Origin of the sequence: Arthrobacter sp. UM1, from assembly GCF_020483305.1 — a bacterium.
Taxonomy (GTDB): domain Bacteria; phylum Actinomycetota; class Actinomycetes; order Actinomycetales; family Micrococcaceae; genus Falsarthrobacter.
Genome location: NZ_JACWAB010000004.1, coordinates 1 through 21117 on the forward strand (window position 1 = coordinate 1; position 21117 = coordinate 21117).

Consider the following 21117-nt stretch of genomic DNA (forward strand, 5'->3'; position numbering starts at 1 on the left):
GCCTCCAAGGCGTACGTGGACGCCAGCGCCCCCGCCCAGTGGTGGAACTACTGGGGCGGCAACGGCGCCAAGGGCACCTACTACGGCACCGGCAAGCAGGCCAACGCGTACCTCAACGTCCTGTTCTCCACCGGCAGCAAGGAGCAGGCCCAGGCCGCGGCAGACAAGCTCAGCCCGGCCCAGACCCCGCCCTCGCAGACCGCTCCCTCGCAGACCGGAGGCGGCCAGACGGCTCCCTCGAACGCCGGGGACACCAACACCAACCGGAACTACACCTACACGGTGGGCCAGAGCGCGGCCACGGGAGCGTACGGGGTCGCCACTCCCTCCCTCATGCAGCAGACACGCCTCGCGCGGCCGATCGCCACGGACAACATCACGTCCTGGTACGGCCCCCGCTGCTTCCCGGGCCTCCCGTCCTGCGACAACCACTCCGGCATCGACTTCGCCGGTCCGGACGGCGCCAGCATCCAGGCTGCGCAGTCGGGCCGCGTCATCTTCGCCGGGTGGCACGCGTACGGCGGCGGCTACCGCGTGGAGATCGACCACGGCAACGGCGTGGTGACCACCTACAACCACCTCTCGCGGATCGACGTCCAGGTCGGCCAGTACGTGACCCAGGGGCAGCACATCGCCGCCGAGGGCACCACCGGCAACTCGACCGGACCGCACCTGCACTTCGAGGTCATCGTGAACGGCGCCTGGACCAACCCGGCTCCGTGGCTCGGGTACACAGCGGCCTGACGCCCACAGACTTCGGTTCGTTGGGGAAGACGGACTGAATGAAGGAGAACCCCGCCTGCGACTCACCGCGCAGGCGGGGTTCTCTGCATCCGGGCGCGCCTCGGAACGGGCGCGCCTCGGCACGGCCGCACGGATCAGCACGACGACGCGGCTCCACATGCCGTGACAGGACTCGCGGCAGAGCCCCGGGCAGGGCTCAGAGGAACGCGTTGCGGTCCGAGGGCACGATCACGGTGCCGAGCGGCGTCAGCGAGACCGGGATGAGCTTGAGGTTGGCGAGCGCCAGCGGGATGCCCACGATGGTGACGGCCTGGGCCAGCGCCGTCGAGATGTGCGCGATCACAAGGGGCACGCCCGCCACGATGATCCAGACGATGTTGCCCACCACCGAGAACGGGCCCATGACCGGGTCCCGGTTGACGATGGTGCGCCCGAACGGCCACAGCGCGAACGAGCCGATGCGGATCGCGGCGAGCCCCCACGGCAGCAGGACCACCGTGCAGCACAGCAGCGCGCCGATGAGCCAGTAGCTCAGCGCGAGCCAGAGGCCGCCGAAGAGGAACCAGATGAGATTGAGAAGGAGCTTCATGACTCCATGGTGGGCCACGAACCTCGGAGGACGCCTGGCGGGAAAAAAGTTTTCGGGGCTTCTTCCCCGTCATTCCGGGGCAGAACGGCCCCTGACGGGATCTCGGAAAAAAATTTCTGCGAAGTCGCGTCACGATCCCGTCATCTGCCCCTCTTAACAGGTGACAGCGGCTCGCAGACCACTTCATCCCCTGCGCCGCCGTCGAGGGTCCGCCTTCCCCGAGGCGGAATTGCAGATCGGACCGCGGCGTGCGCCGCGAACCCGGTACTCCCCCGGTTCGTGCTTCCCCGGCACGGAACCCCGGAGGGCTCCCCCGCTCTCCGGCAAGAGCAAGGTCCGACCTTGCAAGTCCCCCGAAGGAGGGCCCGCACCCTGGCGCGGGCCCTCTTCTGCATCCCGGGCACCTCAGGGCTGCACCGGGTCCGAGGGCGGAAGCGACGGGCGGAGGCCCTCCGCACCCCAGTACCCTGGAGGGCGTGACTGACGATCTCCCGAACCCTGACTCGCACCCCGGATCCGACTCCGACGCCAACAGCCCCTCCGGTCTCCCCTCGCGGCACCGGACGCAGCCCGTCTCCTTCGTGCGGCGCGGATCCCGTCTCCAGGGCCGGCGCAAAGAGGCCTGGGAGGAGCTCGCGGACACGTACCTCATCGACGTGCCCCGCAGCGTCGCGGACACCTCGGTCGACCCGGGCTTCGTGCTCGACGTCGAGGCGGCGTTCGGGCGGGCCGCGGAGCTCGTCGTCGAGATCGGCTCGGGGCTCGGCGAGGCCATCACGCACGCCGCCGCCGAGCACCCCGAGCGGGACTTCCTGGCGCTCGAGGTCTACAAGCCGGGGCTCGCCAACACGATGCTCAAGATCCGGCAGGCCGGGCTGACCAACGTGCGCGTGGCGCAGGTCAACGCCCCCGAGGCCCTCGCGACCATGCTCCCCGAGGGATCCGCGAGCGAGGTCTGGGTCTTCTTCCCGGACCCGTGGCCCAAGACCAAGCACCACAAGCGCCGGCTCGTGCAGCCGAGCCTCGCACCGCTGGTGCGCCGGGCCCTCCGCCCGGGCGGGGTGTGGCGGCTCGCCACGGACTGGTCCGAGTACGCCCAGCACATGCGCCAGGTGCTCGACGACGCCGAGGGCTTCCGCAACCTGCACGCCGGCGAGCGCGCCGGGTCCGAGTCTCCGCTGACGCGCGTCTGGCAGGAGGGGCTGGAGAACGTGGCTGGTGTGACCGCCCGCGCGGGCCGCAAGGCCGTCCTCACCGAGGAGGGGCGGGATGAGACGGACGAGCTCGGCGGATGGGCGCCCCGATTCGAGGGGCGCGTCCTCACGAGCTTCGAGGCCAAGGGGCACTCGGCCGGGCGGGAGGTCTTCGACCTCGCGTACGAGGCCGTCTGAATCGACTACGGGGCCGTCCGGCTCGCGTACGTGACCGTCTGAGCGGGGCGGCGACGCCGGCCTGACCTGGCCTGGCCTGGCCTGGCCTGGCCTGGCCTGAGGGACGCTACTCCTCCTCGAACTCCAGCTCGGCGACGGCCTCGTTCGTCTCGAGGCTGACCATGAGCGCGTGGTCGTCGTCGTCCACCATGATGAAGGCGCCCTCGTTGGTGGTGAAGCGCCAGCCGCCCTTCATGCCCTCCCAGGCGAAGTCAGAGTCGCGGCCCTGGATCTCCTCGAGGTCCTGCCCGGCGACGTCCACAAGCTCCATGATGAGGGCCTCGTGCTCGGGGAGCTCCTCGATGTCGGCCTCGGCGGCGGAGCGCCGCTCGTCGATGCCGGGGACCTCGCTGGCGAGGCGGGAGACCTCGTCGTCGATCTGCTCGGCCGGCAGCGGGCGCAGGTCCGGGCGGCTCTTCAGCCAGGCGGCGTTGAGGACCGTGAGATCGCGGGTCTCACTGAGCTCCTCGTAGGCCTCGTCGAGCTCGTCGAAGGCGCCCTCGTAGAGGCCCTTGAGGTCTTCCTCGTAGATGTTGCCGAGTTCCGCGCCCTCGTCCTCGCCGGTCTCCGCGTAGGTGACCTCGTCGTCCTCGTCCATCATGCGGCGGCCGGCCTCGTAGGCGCCCTGGGTCTCGGCGTCGGTCTCCTCGTCGTCGTCGGAGTAGTCGTCCTCGACGGCGTCGTCGGTGATCTCGTCGTCGTCGGTCTCCTCCTCGGTGAGGAAGTACTCCTGGCCGTCCTCGCCGAGGTTCTCGTAGGCGCCCACGAACTTCTTGAAGAGTTCGAGGTGGTCCTCGGCGCCCATCTCGTCGAGGCCGTCGGCGATGTACTGGAGGACGTCCTCGTCCATCGCGGACGTGAAGACAAGGTGGCCGAAGCCGCCCGCCGCGAGCTGCGTGGCGTAGAAGTCCACGTAGTAGGACTCGAGGGCGGCGTCCGCGATCTCGTCGGCGGCGATGTGCTCGTCGAACATCGTGTTGACCACGTTCATGTTGGAGAGCAGGACCGCGTCCGCGTCCTCCGTGAGGCTCTCCTCCGAGACGATGACGTGGCGAGCGCTTTCAGGAACCTGGCTCATGGCTGCCTCTCTGACGGCGGTTGTGGTGTCCGGGTGTGTGTCGGCGGTCTGGCGGTTCGGGCCGGGGGCCGGGTGTGGCGGCTTGGTCGGGTGCGTTTCTGTCGCGGTTGCGCGGGTGCGTCGCTGTTGCGGCTGCGCGGGTGCGGTGGCGTTTCGGCTGCGCGGGTGCGGTGGCATTGCGGGACTGGGTGGCGTCGGCGTCCTTCGGGCCCGAACCGAGTCGAAGTGAACCGATGCGGCTCCGAGCCTTCCAGGCTGACGCCTGCTGGCACCCCTCACGCTACTCCGTCCGAGGCCATCCGTCAGGAGTGGTCTGATCTGCACCCGTTTCCGCTCACTCCGCCGCCCTCCCCCGCCTCGTCTCTTTCCCCTCCCCCTCCTGCCCTGTCCCACTCGCACCCGTTTCCGAGCGCCTCCGCCCGGGCACCCCCGGTTCCGAGCGCCTCTGCGGACCACACCCGTTTCTGCTCAAAAACCCGCTCGGAAACGGGTGTATTCGCCTGAAACCGGGTGTGGTGGCGAAAACGGGTGTGGAACAAGAGCTGCGGCACGCACGGTCCGCGTCTTGATGGCCCGAACGCAGCCGTTGGATACTTAGGGCGACATGTTTGCGCTGAATCTGCCTGAAGTCCTCGCCCTCCTTGTGTGGGCAATCGGCGTCGGCTTCATGGCGCACCGATTCGCCCAGGCCAGGAACGGCTGGAACCTCGCAGCACTGGTCGTAGCGGTCCTCGTGCCCCTCGCCGGTGCGGCTGCGGCCGTCGTCGTCGGGTGCCGGAGGGCCATCCGTGCCGTGAGAGCCGCCCGGGACGACGCAAACCGGACAGTGGCACCTCGCTAGCAGGCCCAAGGCAGCCGAAGCGCGTCTGCACCCGCTTATCGGCTTGACCGCACCCGCTTCCGCTCACGCCCGCCAATCGGAACCCGTTTCCGAGCGCCTCCGCAGAACCGCACCCGATGCTGACGTGCCTCCGCCCAGCCACACCCAGTTCCGAGCACCGCCGCCCTGGCACACCCGGTTCCGAGCACCTCTGCGGACCACACCCGTTTCTGCTCAAAAACCCGCTCGGAAACGGGTGTATTCGCCTGAAACCGGGTGTGGTGGCGAAAACGGGTGTGGAACGAGAGCTGCGGCACGCACGGTCCGCGTCTTGATGGCCCGAACGCAGCCGTTGGATACTTAGAGCGTCATGTTTGCGCTGAATCTGCCTGAAGTCCTCGCCCTCCTTGTGTGGGCAATCGGCGTCGGCTTCATGGCGCACCGATTCGCCCAGGCCAGGAACGGCTGGAACCTCGCAGCACTGGTCGTAGCGGTCCTCGTGCCCCTCGCCGGTGCGGCTGCGGCCGTCGTCGTCGGGTGCCGGAGGGCCATCCGTGCCGTGAGAGCCGCCCGGGACGACGCAAACCGGACAGTGGCACCTCGCTAGCAGGCCCAAGGCAGCCGAAGCGCGTCTGCACCCGCTTTTCGGCTTGACCCGCACCCGCTTCCGCTCACGCCCGCCAATCGGAACCCGTTTCCGAGCGCCTCCGCAGAACCGCACCCGATTCTGACGTGCCTCCGCCCAGCCGCACCCAGTTCCGAGCACCGCCGCCCTGGCACACCCGGTTCCGAGCACCTCTGCGGACCACACCCGTTCCTGCTCAAAAACCCGCTCGGAAACGGGTGTATTCGCCTGAAACCGGGTGCGATGGCGAAAACGGGTGCTGCGGCGAATGCGGGTGCTGCGGTGAACGACGAGGGGTACGGATAACCGTTGAAGGACGGCACCTCTGGGCGGGGATCGCCACAGGGCAGCACGGGCTGGGCCCGTCACGTCCGGCTTACGGCAGATCGCGACGACGGTGGCCCGCCGGACCGCCCCGCGCCCGTCCCAAAACCCATCCCCCAGCCTCCTCAATTACTTGAAGGTTGAAATAAATCAGGGGACACTCTTGTTAGGGTCAGTGAAAGACGCGGCAGGCCGTGCCAGGACGGCGCGCATTCCCACCGCCGCGACGACGACGAAAGGTCTTGACATGAACCTCGGAAACATCGCGATGCGCGGCATCACCGGCGCCTGGATCCTCAACTCCGGCCTCGGCAAGCTCCAGATGGACAACGCGACCGCGGGCCACCTCCGCGGCATGGCCTCCTCGGGCATCCCCGCGCTCGGCAAGCTCACGGACGAGCAGTTCAAGCAGTTCCTCGTCGGCGGCGAGCTCGCGGTCGGCGGCGCGCTCCTCGCACCGTTCGTGCCGAACCGCCTCGCCGGTCTCGCGCTCGGCGGCTTCGCGGCGGGCATGCTCTCCATGTACTTCCGCAACGACTCCATGACTCAGGACGACGGCATCCGCCCGACCCAGGACGGCACCCCGATGGCCAAGGACATGTGGCTCGCGGCGATCGCCCTCGGCCTCGTCTTCGGCCGCGGCAAGAAGAACTGATCCCCGACGTCAGACTCCGGACCCTGGAAGCGGCGCCCGTTTGAAGCGCCGCGCACGGGTCCGGCGTTCTGACGACGCACACCAGCCGGCCCGGCGCCAAAAGCCTTGACCGGCACCCCGCGGCGCGGCCTCTCACCAGCGCCGGCGCGCAACCCCCTCAGGCCCCGGCCCGCTCCCCCAGCGGGTCGGGGCCTCGCGTGCTTCCGGATGAAGGCGCCCCGACGCCCCCCCTGACTCCCGGCAGCGCCGCCGGTAGTCTGAACCCATGCGAGTTCTGGTGACCGGCGGAACCGGTGTGATCGGCAGCTTCCTCGTCCCCGCCCTGCGCTCTCGCGGGCATGAGGTCCTCGTCCTGACCCGCCGCGAAGGCGTCTACGGCGGCATCGCCGGGGACATCAGCACGGGCGCGGGGCTCGAGGAGGCGATGGCCGGCGTGCAGCTCGTCGTCCACCTCGCCTCCACGCAGGATCGCAAGCAGTGGCAGGACCTCGACGTCGGCGGCACCGCACGTCTCGCCGCGGCCGCCCGCCGCGCCGGCGTGCGCCACTTCGTCTACGTCTCGATCATCGGCGTAGACCGGATCGCCTACGCCTACTACCGCGCCAAGCTCGAGGCCGAGGCGCAGGTGCGCCAGTCCGGTGTGCCCTTCACGATCATCCGGATCTCCCAGTTCCACGAGCTCCTCGACTCGGCCCTGGCCGCCCTCCCCCGGATCGGTCTGGGGCGATTCGCCCGGCTCCCCCTCCCCACCCGGATGCTCGTCCAGCCGATCGCCGCCGCAGACGCCGCGAACGTCCTGGCCGAGCGCACCGAATACGGCCCCTCGGGCAAGATCGAGACGCTCGCCGGGCCGGAGGTCCGCACGAGCGGCGAGTTCGCCGAGACCTGGCTCGAGGAGACGGGCCGCACCGCCAAGGTGGCGGACCTCGCCCTCGGCGGCGCCTTACGCCACGGTTTCGAGCGCGGCCTCGGCATCTCCCGGGACCACGCGTGGCCCGGCCAGACCTTCGCCGAGTTCGTCCGCGAGCGCGTCGCCGAGGGCCGCCCGCCCGCCTACGACCTCCGCGGCTCCCGCCCCGAGGCGAAAGAGGCCAAGAAGACCGCCCGCGCCGAGGCGCGCGCTGCCAGGCGGACCGCCACGCAGGAGAAGGCCGCAAAGCGAGGCTCCGCGGTCTCGCAGGGACCGACGGCGGAAGGCACCGCGGGCGGCACCGCGGCGGAGGGCACGACGACGACGGACGGCACAGCGGCCACCGGCATGTCCGCCAAGACCGTCGCACCCAGCGGCCCCGTCTCCCGGCTCCGCTCCCTGCTCGGGAAGCCCTTCAGGAAGTCCCGATGACCCCGGCCCCGCACAGCGCGAACGCGCACGGCCTCAACGCCGGGTTCCCGGACCCGGGGAGGCCGCTCGAGGGGGATCTCGTCCGCCTCGAGCCCCTAGACCGCTCCCACCTCGGCGGACTCCAGGACGCCGTGGAGGACGGCCGCATCTGGGACCGCTGGTTCACGAGCGTCCCGCCGGCCGAGGGCATGGAGGCGGAGATCGAGCGGCGACTCGCCCTGAAGGAACAGGGCGCCATGATGCCCTTCACCGCCGTCCGACAGAGCGACGACGAGGTCCTCGGCATGACGAGCTTCTATGACATCGCGCCCGAGGTCCCGCGGCTGGAGATCGGCTTCACGTGGAACCGGGCGAGCGCCCACCGGACCGGGACCAACACCGAGTCCAAGCTGCTGCTCCTCACCTACGCGTTCGAGCTGTGGCGGGCGGAGACCGTCAGCTTCCGGACGAGTTGGAGCAACAACCAGTCCCGAGCCGCGATCGCCCGCCTCGGCGCACGTCAGGACGGGGTGCTCCGCGGCGCTCGCCGCCTGCGCGGGGGCCAGCTGGACGACGTCGTCGTCTTCTCCCTCCTCAAGCACGAGTGGCCGAGCGTCCGGACGAACCTCACCTGGATGCTGCGGGAGCGCTGAGCTCCCGCGGAGGCGGCCCGGAAGCGCTGTCCTCGCCGGCCGGCCGCGAGCCGCGCGGGAGCATCGTCCGCCAGAGGCCGTGCCGGGGCGCCGCGAACCGCGCGAGGAGGAAGCCGGCGGTGCAGGCGAGAACGACGGTCGCGCCGACGGGCAGGTCCAGCGTCCACGCCGCCCAGAGGCCCGCGAACGCCTCGACCGCGCCGATGACCGGCGCGAGCAGGAGCATCCGCCCCATCTGGTCCGTGAGGAGCCGCGCGGACGCCGCCGGGGCGATGAGCAGCGCCACCACGAGCACGTTGCCCACGATGTGCAGGGACAAGACGATCGCGAGGGTGACGAGCACGTTGAGCGCGGCGTCCAGCGCGAGGACCGGAAGGCCGAGGGCGCGGGCGGACTCGCGGTCCAGCGTCACGGCGAGGAAGGACCGCGTGAGCAGCAGGCACACGCCCACGAGCAGCGCGCCGAGCCCGGCAAGCACGGGGATCTCCTCCCCCGAGACCGCCGCGATGGAGCCGAAGAGGAACGATTCCAGCGATCCCGTGTAGCCCGGCGAGCGGCTGATGACGATGAGCCCCACCGCGAACGCCGCCACGAACACGACGCCGATGGCGCTGTCCTCCTTGAGCAGCCGGCCGCGGCCGAGCAGCGTGATGAGCAGCGCGGACACCACGCCCGCCACGGCTCCGCCCACGAGCACGTTCCCGCCGAGGACGAACGCCACCGCGACGCCCGGGAAGACGGCATGGGAGACCGCGTCCCCGATGAACGCCGTGCCGCGCAGGACCACGTGGCATCCCACCACCGCGCAGACCGCAGCGCTGAGCACGGCCGCCACAAGCGCCCGCGGCAGGAAGCCGAGCTGCGGGTTGACGAGGTCCGCGAAGAAGTCAAAGGCCTGCATGGGCTCCCCTTCCGAGAGTGAGGGCGAGCCGCTCGGCGGTCCGCTCGCCGAAGACCTCCGCGAGCGCGGGGTGGCCGATGGCGGCCCGCGGGGCGTCGTCCACGAGGACCGCGCCCTTGACCACGCAGAGGCGAGTGGAGTGCTCGGCGGCGTGGTGGAGGTCGTGGGTGGTCATGACGATCGCGGTCCCCTCGCCCGCGAGCGAGTGCAGCAGCTCCGTGACGAGCTCCTGCGTGGGCACGTCGACGCCCGTGTAGGGCTCGTCGAGGAGCAGGAGCGCCGGCTCCAGGCACAGCGCCCTCGCGATGAGCGCCCGCTGCCGCTGCCCGCCGGAGAGCTCCGCGATGGGCCGGCGGCGCAGGGAGGCGAGCCCCACCCGCTCCAGGGCGGACGCCGCGGCCCGCACGTCCTCCGGCTGCGTGCGGCCGAACACGCCCCAGCGGGGAATGCGCCCGGTGAGCACGAGATCGCGGACGGTCATGGGGACGTTCCAGTCGACGTCGTGCTTCTGCGGGACGTACCCCACGCGGCGGCGGGCTCGGCGCGGCTCGAGGCCCTCGATGCGCACGCGGCCGCGCTCCGGGGCGATCAGCCCGAGCGCGGTGCGCAGGAGCGTGGTCTTCCCCGCGCCGTTCGGGCCGACCAGTCCCAGCACCTCGCCGGCCTCCAACGCGAGGTCCACGCCGTCCAGCACGCGGCGCCCGCCGAGGCTCACGGAGACGCCCTCGACGTCGAGGACGGAACGCGGCTCGGCCGCCGGGCGGGGGCTCGGCCGGGCGGCCGCGTTCTGGGGACCTGCGTTCTGGGCGGCCTCGTTCTGAGCGCCCGCGTTCTGAGCGCCCGTCACGAGCGCCCCTCCTCTGCCTCGAGGAGCCTCCGGCGGCGCCGGACGCCGACGACGACGGCCGCGCCCACCAGCAGGACCACGCTCCCGGCCACGGCCCAGGCGACCGCGGTGGCGGGGACGGTCTCGGCCTGCTCGGAGTCCGCGGCCTGCGCCTGCCCGTGGAACGGGTCCGCCGCGAAGCCGGGTGCCGGGTCCGTGGCCGAGCCGACCGCGAAGCGCAGCACCTGCGTGTCCTTGACCGTCTTGCCGTCCTTCGTCTTGGCGGAGGAGGTCACCTGCAGGGCGTAGACGCCCGGCTTGGTGAAGACCCAGTTGGCGTGGGTGTGGGAGTTGGCCTCGGCGAAGATGTTCTGCCGTTCCTTCTTGCGGCTGTCCCAGAGGACCTGGGGCTTCTCGAGCGTGCCGTTCTCGAGGTACATGAGGACGTCGCCCGGCCCGGAGACGCGGTCCAGGGTGAAGTCCGCGCCCTTGCCCATCGTCTTGAGGGCGCCGGGGCTCTGCGTGTTCCAGCCGGGCCACGGGACGCCCTGCTTCTCGGTCTGCGGCAGGACGTAGACCGAGGTGCCGGGCGGCTGGCCGATGAACCGGTACGTCTCGTCCTCCGGCACGGTCAGTCGCGTCTCGTCCTTGACGAGCACCACCGTGTCGCTGAGCCGCCGCCACACGGGCTTGTCCCCGGAGTCGTCCCGGATCTGCAGCGTCCAGCGGCCGTCCGCGATCCGCGGGCCGATGTCGAGGTGCCCTTGGTGGAACAGCACCTGGTCCGTGCTCGCGGGTTCCGAGTCGGAGACGGTCTGCTCGAGGTCGTCCTTCTTGTCCTGGGAGAGGGCCCCGGGGACGAGCGCGTGCCGGCCGGCCGTCGTCGTGCTCCCGGCGCCGGGGAGAGACAGGGCCTGCCGGGCAGAAGAGGCCGCGGGAGCGGACGCCGGAACTGAGGCCGGAACGGCCGCGGCAGCCGGGGCAGCCGGGGCAGCCGGGGCGAGGAGCCCCGCGGACACGACGAGGGCCGCTGCAGAGGAGGTCGCGGCGGCGAGGAGACGGTGGGCCATGGCGGTGCTTTCTGGGTCGGAGATCGGTGAGCGTGAGTCGGAGTCGGATGAGAGCGAGTCGCGGCCGGCGGCCGTCAGCCCAGGCAGCGGAGGACTTCCTCGGCGTTGGAGCGCAGGAGGGCCTCGTAGGAGGGGACGGCGTCGTCGAGGGTGTCGGAGCGCAGCTCGCACACGCGCACCCCCTGTTCGGCAGCGGCCTGGCGGAGGGCCTGGCCGGGAGCGCCGTCCCGCGGCTGTGCGAAGACGGCCCTCACCCGGAGGTCCCGGATGGCTCCGGCGAGGCGGGCGCGCTCGCGCGGCCCGGGCTCGGCCCCCGTGGCGGGGACCGCGAACCCGGCGGTCTTGAGGCCGTACGCGCGGGCGAAGTACGCGAACGCGTCGTGCGTGGTCACGAGGTGGCGGCGTTCGGGCGGGATGCTCCGAAGCTTCCCGCGCAGCTCCTCGTCCAGGGCGTCCACCCTCTGCGTGTAGGCGGCGGCGCGGGCCCGGTAGCCCTCCGCGTGCTCCGGGTCCTTGGCGATGAACGCGTCCCGGATGCGCACCGTCCAGGCCTTGACGTTGGCGGGGTCGAGCCAGACGTGCGGGTCGATGGACCCGTGCACGTGCTTGCCGAGCACGGCCTGCGGCAGGATGTAGACCTCCGAGTCGGGGCGCCCGAGGAAGCGGTGGCTCTGGCCGGAGGGCACCGTGGTGAGGGCCTTGGACCCCACAGCCACCACGACGGACTCCGCCTCGTGCCGCTCGAGAGCCTGCCGCCGGCCGCCGCCGCGCGAGCCGTCCCCGCCTCCGCGGACGCTCTGCTGCCCCGTGGCCTCGGCGGAGACCGCCACGGCGCCCCGGTCCAGATCGAGGGTGACGTCCGCGTGCCCCGCGTCCAGCACCGTGCGCCCCTTCGCGGAGGGCGAGCTCCCCGCGTCCTGGCCGACGACGAACCGGACCGGCGCCGCCGGCGCGATCCGCCGGTCCCCGCTGTAGCCCGCGAAGCGCAGCGTGTACTCGCCGGGCCGCGTGAACCCCCAGGACAGGTGCGTGTGCGAGCGCGGCGGAAGGCCCATGCCGCCCTGCCCCGGCCTGGTCGAGTCGAAGACCCGCTCCACGCGTCCGAACGTCTGGGTGACGTAGCCGAAGGCGTCTCCCGGGCCCTCGGCGCTCTCGAGGCGCAGCGTGACGGACTCGGGGGCGGGCTGGCCCGCCGGCGCTCCCCGTCCGGTGACGCGGGCGCCGAGCCACAGCTGGTCCAGCGCCTGGTCCTCCACCACGGGCAGGAGGTCCGCGCCGTGCCGCTCCGACTCCTCCGAGAGCTCCACATGAGAGGAGTCCTCCGGCAGCGTGGCCGCCACGGAGCGCATGATCCGCTGCTCTTCCAGGAGGAGGTGGTTGCTCAGGGCCACGTCCGCATAGGCGAGGTCACGGCTGTCCCGCAGGCTCGGCTCGTACGAGTGGGGATCCGCGCCGGGCGGCACGATCGAGGTCACGTCCCCGTCCGGCCCCGCCACCTGCCGCGCCACGTCCGCGATGATCGGCGTGGTGGCCACGGCCTTCAGCCGTCCGTCCTCCGCGGGGGCCTTCCCCGAGCACCCCGCGAGCGCCAGCGCGGCCGCGAGAACGACGACGACGGCGCGCCGGCCCCTCACTGTTCAGGACCGGATCCGCCGGGCTCGCCGTCGGACCCGCTGCCGGACCCGCGGCCCGGACGCCCGAGCGCCAGCCGGTAGACGCCGCCGCCGAGCAGAAGGAAGAACACCACGGCTCCCGCGCCGAACGCGGCCGAGGGCCAGGAGATCCCCTCGATGAAACCTGTCACGCCGGAGGCCCGTGCAGCCGTGGCGGTCCCCGGTGCCGAGCCCGGCTGGCCGCCGGCCTGAGCTGCTCCCGCAGACGGGCCCTCTCCCGGGGCTCCGCCCTGTCCGACCTCGCCGGGCGGAGGGCCGATCTCGGTCTGCCCCGCTGCGCCGGCACCGGCGTCTCCAGCGGAGGTTCCCGCTGCCCCGGCCGACGAGCCGCCCGCGGAGCCGCCCTGCGCAGAGCCCGCGCCCCCGGCCGAGCCTCCCTGCGCCCCAGCGGCTCCCCCGGCCTGACCGCGGCGGGCGGGTGCGGCTGCGCCGTCGTTCCCTGATCCGGAGCGCGAGCCGCCCGAGGAGGCGCACCCGGAGAACGCCGCATCCGGGGTGTCCGCCCCGGCGGCGACGTTGAGGGTGGACGCGCCGCTCGCCGTCCGGCCGTCCTTGAGGCGGACCGCGAAGCCGATGGTGACCTGGTAGGCGCCGGGGCGAGTGAAGACCCAGTTGCCGTGCGCGTGCGTGTTGAGGGGGACGGTGGCGGAGCGGGGGCCTCCGACCGTGTCGAAGATCCGCTGCCCCACCGGGCGGCCGAAGCTGCCGCTCGTGAACACGGCGAGCTGGCCGGGGCCCTTGACGGAGACCAGTGTCATGCGGACGTCCGAGGCGGCGCGGGCCAAGAGCTCGGGGTGCTGGGTGTTCCAGCCGAGCCACGGGACGCCGGCCTGCTGGATGCCGCCGATCATGTAGACCGGGCTGCCCGCGGGGGCGATGAACTCGAGGCCTGCGGGGGCGGCCCGGCGCGCCGGAGCGCCGAGGGTGAGCACCGATCCGCCGGGCGCCTTCCAGACGGGCGGCTGGGTGCGGTCGTCCTTGAGCAGCGGGGCGAGGCCGGCGCCGGAGGGAACGGGCCCGAAGTCGAGGTGGCCGGAGGAGATGCGCTCGAAGGAGCGGGGACGGCACTGCGGCAGAGCGTGCGGGAGGCCGGCGCGGGCGGTGAGGGACGCGGGCGCGGCGAGGGCCGATGACGCCCGCGCAAGCGAGGGCGCGGACGCCTCCGCTCGGGGTGCCGGAACCGCCGCGAGAGTACTCGCGCACACGGCGGCTCCGAGGAGCACCGCACCGGCCCGAGACCCCCGGAGAAGCGCTCCGGCCCGGCCCGCGAGGCCGCGTTCCGCCCTGTTCCAACGGGCCATGCTCCAGCTCCTTCTCCCCCGGCATCGAGACCCGCTTATCCTACCCTTTTTGAGAATGAGTATCAATTAGATAGGACCCCTCCATTTCCGGGCCCGCCCGGGCATCCGTACACTGTGCAAGAAGAGGCCCTGCGGCGTGCGTCACAGCCAGCAGAGGCCTCGCGGGCGCTGGAGCCCCGGCCCGGCGCCCCGTCCCTGACCCCCACCGAAGGACGCAATGGCCCCGTCACCCCGCCGAGTCATCTCCGAGGTCAACTCGAGCTACCCCCACGACATCCACCCCGCGCTCGTGCCCGGGCTCAACGTCGAGGACGTGAAGCTGAGGTACCGGACGGACCGGGTGGTGTTCGGCGTGGCCGCGGCGTTCATCATCGCGTTCATCGCCTGGGGCCTCCTCGACACCGCCGGCCTCACCGCCGCCTCGAACGCGGCCCTCACCTGGGTGGTCAAGAACACGGGCTGGATGTTCAACCTCCTCGCCGCGATGCTCGTGCTCTTCATGCTCTACATCGGCTTCAGCCGGTTCGGGCGCATCCCCCTGGGGCGCGACGGCGAGAAGCCCGAGTACTCGACCTTCGCGTGGATCTCGATGATGTTTTCGGCCGGCGTGGGCATCGGGCTGTTCTTCTTTGGCCCGTTCGAGCCGCTCACGTACTACCTCTCGCCCAACCCGGGCATGGCCAAGGCCGAGACCGCCGAGGCGATGCACCGCGCCATGGCGCAGACCCTCTTCCACTGGGGGTTCAACGCGTGGGCCATCTACGCCGTCGTCGGCGTTGCGGTGGCGTACGGGTGCTACCGCCGCGGGCGGGTGCCGCTCATGTCCAGCGTGTTCGCGCCTCTGCTCGGCCACCGGGCGAGCCAGACGGTTCTGGGACGCATCATCGACATGCTCGCGATCGTCGCCACGCTCTTCGGCACCGCCGCCTCCCTCGGCCTCGGCGCCCTCCAGATCGGCCGCGGCGTCGAGATCGTCGGCGGGATCGGCAAGCTCCCCAACGCGGCGCTGCTCGTCATCATCGCGGTGCTCACCGCCGCCTTCATCGCCTCGGCCGTCTCCGGCGTCTCGCGCGGCATCCGCTACCTCTCCAACATCAACATGATCGCGGCGTTCTGCCTCGGCGTCTTCGTCTTCCTCGCCGGCCCCACGCTCTTCCTGCTCAACTTCATCCCCTCGGGCGTGGCCCAGTACATCGGGGACATCCCCGCGATGCTCGGCCGCTCGTCGTCGTGGGGCCCCGAGTCGGAGAAGTTCCAGTCCACGTGGACCGTCTTCTACTGGGCGTGGTGGGTCTCCTGGGCGCCGTTCGTGGGCATCTTCCTGGCGCGCATCTCCCGCGGACGCACCATCCGCGAGTTCGTGACGGTGGTCCTGCTGGCCCCGATGGGCGTCTGCATCGCGGCCTTCGGCGTGTTCGGCGGCACCACGATGTGGATGAAGCGCAACGGGATGGACCTCGGCGATGCCTCCAACCCGCAGAACCTCTTCTTCCACGTCCTCCACAACCTGCCGTTCGCGCAGATCACGGTGTACGTGGCCATGTTCTGCATCGCGGTCTTCTTCGTCACGAGCGCGGACTCGGCCTCCGTGGTCATGGGCATCCTCTCCCAGCGCGGCAAGCCGAATCCGGACAAGGGCGTGACGGTCTTCTGGGGCCTCGCGATGATGGGCATCGCGATCATCATGCTCCTCATCGGCGGCAACAAGGCGCTCGAGGGGCTGCAGAACCTCATCATCGTCTCTGCGCTGCCGTTCGCGTTCGTGCTCATCGGCATGGTCTTCGCCTTCATGAAGGACCTCCGCACGGACCCCATGACCCTGCGCTACAACTACGCCCGCGCGGCGATCCGCCAGGCCGTGGTCACCGGCATCGAGCGGCACGGGGACGACTTCCAGTTCCACGTCTCCGAGGCGCCCCAGGGCGGGGGCGCCGGAGCCGGGTTCGACTCCCACGCGGAGGAGGTCACCGGCTGGTACCAGCTCCGCGACGAGGAGGGCGAGCTCACCCCGGACGCCGACTTCCCCCGCCCGGAGAGCGACTCCCCCGCCGAGGACCTCGCCTCTGAGGACAGCGCCTCGAAGGAGACGACGACGGCGGAGGCCTCTCCGGACAGCAGGCCCGCCGGTGACACCCAGCCCGGGTCTCACGCAGTCCACGCGAAGGACTGACGCCGCCCGATACGGCCCGCCCCCGCTTGCGCACCCGGTACCCCCGCTTGCGCACCCGGTACCCCCGCTTGCGCACCCGGTACCCGCGCTTGCACACCCGGTACCCGCGCTTGCGCACCCGGTACCCGCGCTTGCGCACCCTCTCTTGTCAGGATTTCGTCCGAATCCTGACAAGAGAGGGTGCGCAAGGAGTCGAGGGGGCGAGAGCTCATCACAAGGCCGATTTCGTGCTGCGCGCCCGGAAGTGGGACTGAGCCCCGCTGCAACGCACCCTCCTGCCGGGTGTTCTCTCAGGCCGGAAAAATGCGTAGGGTGATATTCGGGAGTTCTTTTCAAACCTCTCCCGAATAACTTGAGAGAATGTATTTTCATTCATCTGGTTTACATTTCCTCCACCCGCTGAAAGGCCGCCATGCCGAGCTTCACCTGGTCGCACTCGCTCCCCCAGAGCCCTGAGACGGTCTACACGTGGATGTCGCGGCCCGGGGCGTTCACCAGACTCGTCCCCGATTTCATGGGCACGCCCGTCCAGGAGCCCACGGACGGACTGCGCACTGGCTGCGAGAGCCGCCTGGCGCTCTCCCCGTCTTTCCTCCCGTTCGGCGGCGGCCTGCCCTGGACCGCGCGACACGTCCAGTACAGCTTCGCCCCCTCGGGCCAGGGCACGTTCACGGACGTCCAGGAGTCAGGCCCGTTCGCCTCGTGGGAGCACCGCCACCGGATCGAGGAGGACGGACACGGCGGAACCCGCATGCTCGACGAAGTCACCTACTCCCTCCCCCTCGGCGCTGAGCGGATCCCGAGCGTGCAGTCACTCGTCGAGGCCAGCCTCCGCCGCACGTTCGAGTTCCGCTCGCGGCGCCTCACCGAGGACCTGGCGTTCCATGAGCAGCACCCGGAGAAGAAGACCTTTCTCCTCACAGGCAGCACCGGACTCGTGGGCACGCAGCTGGCCGCGTTCCTCCGCTCCGGCGGGCACCGTGTCATCACGCTGCACCGCCGCGACGGGGAGTCCGAGCAGATCTCCGAGGACGCCTGGTCCTGGGATCCCTCCTCGGGGACTCTGGACACCGCGGTGTTCGGCCCCGTGGACGCCGTCGTGCACCTTGGCGGCGCGCCGCTCATGGGGCGCTTCACGGAGAAGCACAAGGAAGAGGTGCGCAGCTCCCGCGTGGAGTCCACGCGGACTCTGACGTCCGCGCTCAGCCGGCACCGGGGCCGCAACCGCTCCAACCCGGAGGTGCTCGTCACCGCCTCGGCGAGCGGGTACTACGGAGCCGCGGCGGGGCTGGTCGACGAGGAGAGCCCAGCCGGAGAGGACTTCCTCGCCTCCGTCTGCAAGGAGTGGGAAGGCGAAGGCCGCAAGGCCGAGTTCGTGGGGGTCCGGACGGTCCAGGTCCGCACGGGGATCGTGCTCAGCGCCCGCGGAGGCATGCTCGCGCTGCAGTCCCCGCAGTTCGCTGCGGGCGCCGGCGGGCCGATCGGAGACGGCTCGATGCGGCTGCCGTGGGTCTCCCTCGACGACCTCGTCCGGATCTACGCGTTCTCAGCGCTTGACCGCAGCGTGCACGGACCGGTCAACGCAGCCGGACCGGAGCAGGCGACGCAGAAGGAGTATGCCGCGACGCTCGGCTCCGTCCTCCACCGCCCTGCTGTCATTCCGACGCCGAAGGCCGCCATGGCCGCCGTCCTCGGCCGCGAGGGCGCGGAGCAGACGGTCCTCGCGGACACGGGACTCGAGACGGACAAGCTGCGCGGCCTGGGATTCGAATTCACCTCGCCCACGCTGGAGGACGCGCTGCGCCGTACGCTGGGGCGGTAGACCCCCTACGCCCCAGGGCTGAAGCCCTTCCGCTGGACGGCAGCGAACCAGTCAGGCAGCGCGGGGCCCTACCGGGGCTCCACCAGATCGAGATCACGTCAAGAGCACGTGGGCGATCAGCTGATCCAACCGCCTCACGTCGACTCCTTTGCCGACCTTGATCTTCATACGACCGGCGCGCGTCCACAGTTCCAGCTCGGCATTCAAGTCAAGCGTCCCCGCGTTCTCGCTCGACCACATGTTGATCGAGGAGTAAGGGACTGAATACATTTCGACCTTTTTGCCGGTGAGCCCTTGTGCGTCCCTCACGATGAGGCGCTTGTTCGTGAAGACAGCGGTGTCACGGAAGGTCTTGAAGGCCGCGATCGGCTCTTCTCCGCGAACCAGGACAGTTCCGATGTCTGGGGGAATCGGCGCCTCAGACACGAAGGTCCATGCAACAACGTGAGACAGTTCTGCGGTCATGGACTCATGTTAGGACGCTCGCGGTTCAGAGTCACTCGCCACATTCAGTCTGCGTGGCGCAGACCGGCGAGGATGAGTTCGCGGACGGTCTCCGACTTCTGCTTGCCCCTGGAGTCAGCCAGTTCTTGAATAGCCCGATCCATCTCCTGCGGGACACGCACGCGAAGCATCGGCGAGGCCCCCTTGCCCCTGTCCCGCGAACGCTCTTTGCTGGGACGCCCCTGTCGGATCAGCTTCTCAGGGTCTGCAGTGCCGAACCACTCCATGAATTGGGCTTCCGTCACACGTCGGGCTTCTTCTCCGACAAGCGCCGGACCTGTTTCCGTGAATTCACCCCGTTCGGCCGAATCGGCCATCTCGGCGAAGTACTGCTCGTCCCAGCTGCTCATCGAATTCGTTTGAGACACCCGTAAAGTGTACCCCACTTTTCAGGCGCAGGGGGGCAGCGGCAAGACCCCCTACGCCCCCACCGTGAACGGCCGCGAGGTGCCGGTGTACGCCGTGACCTTGCCGTTCCAGCCGTTCTTCCAGTCGCCGGTCTGGACCAGTCGGTACGTGCCCGCGGGCGTGCCGGGCCGGATGCGCCACTCCACGGTGCAGCGGGAGAAGGAGGCGCCCTCGCGCTCCCACCGGTAGACCGTGTCCCAGTCGTGGTCGTCGAGGACGTCCTTCCAGGCGCCGCCCTCCTGTTTCTGGACCTTGAGGAAGGTGCCCATCGTCCGGAAGTCGTTCTTCGGGTGTCCGCCGCGGAACACCGCCGTGGCGATGCCGCCCGGCCGGTAGGAGGCCTTCGGCTGTTCGAGCACCTGGCCGAACGTCTGCCCTGCCGGCTTGTCGTCGAGCACCACGCCCGGGCGCGAGGGCGGCCGCTTCCCCGAGTCCCGCGGGGTGACGCCCGGCGTCGCGGCGCCGCTCGCGAGGCCCTTGGCCAGCGCGTCGTACTCCTGGAGCAGCGCGCCGAGCTGGTGCGGCCCGAACTCGGTCGAGGCGCCCTCGTAGTACTGCTTTCCGTACTCCTCCGGCGTCGTGATGTACCCCATGTACTGGTTGGAGAGGCCGGCGACGACGGCGTGCGTCACCCCCGTCCCCTTGAGGGCGTCGAGGACCTGCTTGCGGATGCGGCGGCCGGACATCGTCGTCGCCTCCCCGGGCACCGCAATGACGGCGAGCTGGCCGATCCGCATGACCTGCACGGGAATCTGGAGGGGCGCCCAGCCGAACTTGCCGTCCGGGAGGAGGATCGCCTTGGCGCCGTGGGCCGGGTCGTCCGCGCCGACGAGCTTGCCGACCGCGGAGAAGGCCAGCCGCACGAGTGTGCCCTCGGCAGCCGGGGCCGGCTTGTTGCCCGCGTTGGTGGCGTTGCCGAGGGAGTCGCCGGCGTCGATGACGGAGAACGAGCCCTTGGTCATGCCGTACCCGATGCCGGGGATGTTCGAGGGGCCGTTCGGGGCGCCGGCGGCGAAGCTCCAGCCGCGGGCCGGCACAGGCAGCCTCTGGTCCCCTGCACCGCCGGTGAAGGGTGCCTTGACCGTGTAGCTGCCGAAGTCCGCCCAGCGGCCGCGGACCGCCACCGGACCGGAGAGAGGGGTCCCGGGCGCGTTGAAGAGCTCCACCGCCTTGCCGAGCTGCGCGCGGCCGTCCACCTCCACGTTGATCCACTCGTCCGCCGAGCCCTGGAACCCCGGCGAGGAGAAGGAGTTGCCCTGGACGCTGACCACGTCCCCCTCGTCGGCCTGGGCGAACGCCGCCACGAAGCCCTTGGGGTCCTTGGGGTGGGCGCCCATGCGCTGCTCGAAGAAGTACTGGGCGTACCCCTTGTTGTCGCCGCTGAGGAGGGTGTTCTTGAGGGAGAAGCTCGTGCCGTGGATGGCGAACCAGTTGATGAGTCCCCAGGGCGTGCCGTCCGCGGCGGTCAGCTTGAGCTGGACCACCTCCTCGTTGACCGTGGTGGGGAAGCTCGCGGCGTCCTTGTTGGCACGGTACGCGGGCAGCGCGCGGTTCTTCGTCACGCCGGACAGGGTGCCGGTCTGCAGCTCCATGCGACCCGGCTCGAGGTTGGCGTGCGCCAGGGCGATCGCCTCGACGATCCCGGTCACGGCCGCCTGCAGGTTGCGCTCCTCGTAGCCGTACCCGGCGGCGTCCGCGCCGGCGATCTGGTACAGGGTGTCGTGCGACTGCCCCGCGTTGGCGCTGTGGGTGTGCGTGGCGGAGATGCAGACGTTCTCGTCCGTGTAGAGCCCGCCGAACCTGGTCTGGAGGGCGGCGACGACGCCCAGCTTCACCGACTGGAAGACGGCGCCGAGGTCCACGCTCACGAAGACCACGCGGTCCTTGCCGCCGTTCGAGCCGATGACGAACGCGTGGGCGAAGAGCCTCTCCTGCAGGCCGGTCATCGACTGGCCGGCGGCGTAGCCGAAGGACCCGGTCTCGGCGACGGCGCCCGTGATGTCGTACAGGCCGCAGCCGATGAGGTACTCGTCCCCGGCGCCCCCGGCCGTCGCGGGCGCCTCCGGACCGCGGCTCGGCGAGGCGAGGGCCGGTGCGCCCTGGGCGAGCTGGGCTCCGGCGGCGAGGGCCGAAGCCCCGGCGAACTGGCCGAAGCGGCGGCGGGAGAATGAGGAGCGGGCCATGGGGATCTGCCTTTCGAGCC

General features: G+C 70.9%; 19 protein-coding genes. 9 read left to right on the forward strand and 10 right to left on the reverse strand.

Annotated elements, in window-relative coordinates; translation table 11 throughout:
* A partial coding sequence (locus H9I38_RS06465; protein WP_413463526.1) for a M23 family metallopeptidase occupies positions 1-744 on the forward strand: 744 nt, incomplete at its 5' end.
* Positions 745-940: 196 nt separating this feature from the next.
* Here the strand turns inward: H9I38_RS06465 and H9I38_RS06470 are convergent.
* Positions 941-1333, reverse strand: a complete 393-nt coding sequence (locus H9I38_RS06470; protein WP_226337950.1) for a YccF domain-containing protein — start codon at positions 1331-1333, stop codon at positions 941-943.
* A 476-nt stretch (positions 1334-1809) separates the two neighbouring features.
* Between H9I38_RS06470 and trmB the strand changes: the two genes are divergently transcribed.
* Positions 1810-2724: a tRNA (guanosine(46)-N7)-methyltransferase TrmB gene (gene trmB / locus H9I38_RS06475; RefSeq protein WP_226337951.1), complete on the forward strand. Its 915-nt coding sequence runs from the start codon at positions 1810-1812 to the stop codon at positions 2722-2724.
* A 106-nt stretch (positions 2725-2830) separates the two neighbouring features.
* Here trmB and H9I38_RS06480 read toward each other — a convergent pair whose 3' ends face one another.
* A complete protein-coding gene (locus H9I38_RS06480) occupies positions 2831-3841 on the reverse strand; it encodes a hypothetical protein (RefSeq protein ID WP_226337952.1) in 1011 nt (336 codons plus the stop codon).
* A 604-nt stretch (positions 3842-4445) separates the two neighbouring features.
* Here H9I38_RS06480 and H9I38_RS06485 point away from each other — a divergent pair.
* From H9I38_RS06485 to H9I38_RS06505, 5 genes are all read left to right on the forward strand, one after another.
* Positions 4446-4682 carry a hypothetical protein gene (locus H9I38_RS06485; protein WP_226337953.1) on the forward strand — a complete coding sequence of 79 codons (237 nt, stop codon included), beginning with the start codon at positions 4446-4448 and terminating at the stop codon, positions 4680-4682.
* Positions 4683-5031: 349 nt separating this feature from the next.
* Positions 5032-5268 (forward strand): hypothetical protein, encoded by a 237-nt coding sequence (locus H9I38_RS06490; protein WP_226337953.1) that lies wholly within the window; start codon positions 5032-5034, stop codon positions 5266-5268.
* 589 nt (positions 5269-5857) lie between these two features.
* A complete protein-coding gene (locus H9I38_RS06495) occupies positions 5858-6265 on the forward strand; it encodes a hypothetical protein (RefSeq protein ID WP_226337954.1) in 408 nt (135 codons plus the stop codon).
* Positions 6266-6530: 265 nt separating this feature from the next.
* Complete coding sequence (locus H9I38_RS06500; protein ID WP_226337955.1) at positions 6531-7607, forward strand: SDR family oxidoreductase; 1077 nt, start codon at positions 6531-6533, stop codon at positions 7605-7607.
* Positions 7604-8239: a GNAT family N-acetyltransferase gene (locus H9I38_RS06505; RefSeq protein WP_226337956.1), complete on the forward strand. Its 636-nt coding sequence runs from the start codon at positions 7604-7606 to the stop codon at positions 8237-8239. Before H9I38_RS06500 ends, H9I38_RS06505 begins: the two co-directional genes overlap by 4 nt.
* Here H9I38_RS06505 and H9I38_RS06510 read toward each other — a convergent pair.
* The 5 genes from H9I38_RS06510 to H9I38_RS06530 all read right to left on the reverse strand — a co-directional run bounded on the left by H9I38_RS06510 (position 8214) and on the right by H9I38_RS06530 (position 14010).
* Positions 8214-9140, reverse strand: a complete 927-nt coding sequence (locus tag H9I38_RS06510; RefSeq protein WP_226337957.1) for an anchored repeat-type ABC transporter permease subunit — start codon at positions 9138-9140, stop codon at positions 8214-8216. The genes H9I38_RS06505 and H9I38_RS06510 overlap by 26 nt on opposite strands.
* Complete coding sequence (locus H9I38_RS06515; protein ID WP_226337958.1) at positions 9127-9987, reverse strand: metal ABC transporter ATP-binding protein; 861 nt, start codon at positions 9985-9987, stop codon at positions 9127-9129. The genes H9I38_RS06510 and H9I38_RS06515 overlap by 14 nt, the downstream gene beginning before the upstream one ends.
* Complete coding sequence (locus H9I38_RS06520) at positions 9984-11036, reverse strand: choice-of-anchor M domain-containing protein (RefSeq protein WP_226337959.1); 1053 nt, start codon at positions 11034-11036, stop codon at positions 9984-9986. Before H9I38_RS06520 ends, H9I38_RS06515 begins: the two co-directional genes overlap by 4 nt.
* A 74-nt stretch (positions 11037-11110) precedes the next feature.
* A complete protein-coding gene (locus H9I38_RS06525) occupies positions 11111-12670 on the reverse strand; it encodes an anchored repeat ABC transporter, substrate-binding protein (protein ID WP_226337960.1) in 1560 nt (519 codons plus the stop codon).
* The gene (locus H9I38_RS06530; RefSeq protein WP_226337961.1) at positions 12667-14010 is read right to left on the reverse strand and encodes a TIGR03773 family transporter-associated surface protein; all 1344 of its coding nucleotides are present in this window, start codon (positions 14008-14010) and stop codon (positions 12667-12669) included. Before H9I38_RS06530 ends, H9I38_RS06525 begins: the two co-directional genes overlap by 4 nt.
* 217 nt (positions 14011-14227) lie before the next feature.
* On the opposite strand from H9I38_RS06530, the gene H9I38_RS06535 reads away from it, so the two are divergent.
* Together H9I38_RS06535 and H9I38_RS06540 are read left to right on the forward strand one after the other, a co-directional pair.
* Positions 14228-16180, forward strand: coding sequence for a BCCT family transporter (locus tag H9I38_RS06535; RefSeq protein WP_226337962.1), 1953 nt, complete (start codon positions 14228-14230; stop codon positions 16178-16180).
* A 412-nt stretch (positions 16181-16592) separates the two neighbouring features.
* The gene (locus tag H9I38_RS06540) at positions 16593-18002 is read left to right on the forward strand and encodes a TIGR01777 family oxidoreductase (RefSeq protein WP_226337963.1); all 1410 of its coding nucleotides are present in this window, start codon (positions 16593-16595) and stop codon (positions 18000-18002) included.
* Positions 18003-18095: 93 nt separating this feature from the next.
* Here H9I38_RS06540 and H9I38_RS06545 read toward each other — a convergent pair whose 3' ends face one another.
* The 3 genes from H9I38_RS06545 to H9I38_RS06555 all read right to left on the reverse strand — a co-directional run bounded on the left by H9I38_RS06545 (position 18096) and on the right by H9I38_RS06555 (position 21097).
* Complete coding sequence (locus tag H9I38_RS06545) at positions 18096-18467, reverse strand: PH domain-containing protein (RefSeq protein WP_226337964.1); 372 nt, start codon at positions 18465-18467, stop codon at positions 18096-18098.
* A gap of 44 nt (positions 18468-18511) precedes the next feature.
* Complete coding sequence (locus H9I38_RS06550) at positions 18512-18856, reverse strand: ribbon-helix-helix protein, CopG family (protein WP_226337965.1); 345 nt, start codon at positions 18854-18856, stop codon at positions 18512-18514.
* A 69-nt stretch (positions 18857-18925) separates the two neighbouring features.
* Entirely contained in the window at positions 18926-21097 is a 2172-nt protein-coding gene (locus tag H9I38_RS06555) for a neutral/alkaline non-lysosomal ceramidase N-terminal domain-containing protein (RefSeq protein ID WP_226337966.1), read from the reverse strand.
* Between the last annotated feature and the right edge of the window lie 20 nt (positions 21098-21117).

Bases quoted from the DNA above. Each gene is read 5' to 3' on its own strand.
- H9I38_RS06470 (WP_226337950.1), bottom strand. From the start codon at position 1,333: ATGAAGCTCCTTCTCAATCTCATCTGGTTCCTCTTCGGCGGCCTCTGG.
- H9I38_RS06480 (WP_226337952.1), bottom strand. From the start codon at position 3,841: ATGAGCCAGGTTCCTGAAAGCGCTCGCCACGTCATCGTCTCGGAGGAG.
- H9I38_RS06485 (WP_226337953.1), top strand. From the start codon at position 4,446: ATGTTTGCGCTGAATCTGCCTGAAGTCCTCGCCCTCCTTGTGTGGGCA.
- H9I38_RS06490 (WP_226337953.1), top strand. From the start codon at position 5,032: ATGTTTGCGCTGAATCTGCCTGAAGTCCTCGCCCTCCTTGTGTGGGCA.
- H9I38_RS06495 (WP_226337954.1), top strand. From the start codon at position 5,858: ATGAACCTCGGAAACATCGCGATGCGCGGCATCACCGGCGCCTGGATC.
- H9I38_RS06500 (WP_226337955.1), top strand. From the start codon at position 6,531: ATGCGAGTTCTGGTGACCGGCGGAACCGGTGTGATCGGCAGCTTCCTC.
- H9I38_RS06505 (WP_226337956.1), top strand. From the start codon at position 7,604: ATGACCCCGGCCCCGCACAGCGCGAACGCGCACGGCCTCAACGCCGGG.
- H9I38_RS06510 (WP_226337957.1), bottom strand. From the start codon at position 9,140: ATGCAGGCCTTTGACTTCTTCGCGGACCTCGTCAACCCGCAGCTCGGC.
- H9I38_RS06520 (WP_226337959.1), bottom strand. From the start codon at position 11,036: ATGGCCCACCGTCTCCTCGCCGCCGCGACCTCCTCTGCAGCGGCCCTC.
- H9I38_RS06530 (WP_226337961.1), bottom strand. From the start codon at position 14,010: ATGGCCCGTTGGAACAGGGCGGAACGCGGCCTCGCGGGCCGGGCCGGA.
- H9I38_RS06535 (WP_226337962.1), top strand. From the start codon at position 14,228: ATGGCCCCGTCACCCCGCCGAGTCATCTCCGAGGTCAACTCGAGCTAC.
- H9I38_RS06540 (WP_226337963.1), top strand. From the start codon at position 16,593: ATGCCGAGCTTCACCTGGTCGCACTCGCTCCCCCAGAGCCCTGAGACG.
- H9I38_RS06545 (WP_226337964.1), bottom strand. From the start codon at position 18,467: ATGACCGCAGAACTGTCTCACGTTGTTGCATGGACCTTCGTGTCTGAG.
- H9I38_RS06550 (WP_226337965.1), bottom strand. From the start codon at position 18,856: ATGAGCAGCTGGGACGAGCAGTACTTCGCCGAGATGGCCGATTCGGCC.
- H9I38_RS06555 (WP_226337966.1), bottom strand. From the start codon at position 21,097: ATGGCCCGCTCCTCATTCTCCCGCCGCCGCTTCGGCCAGTTCGCCGGG.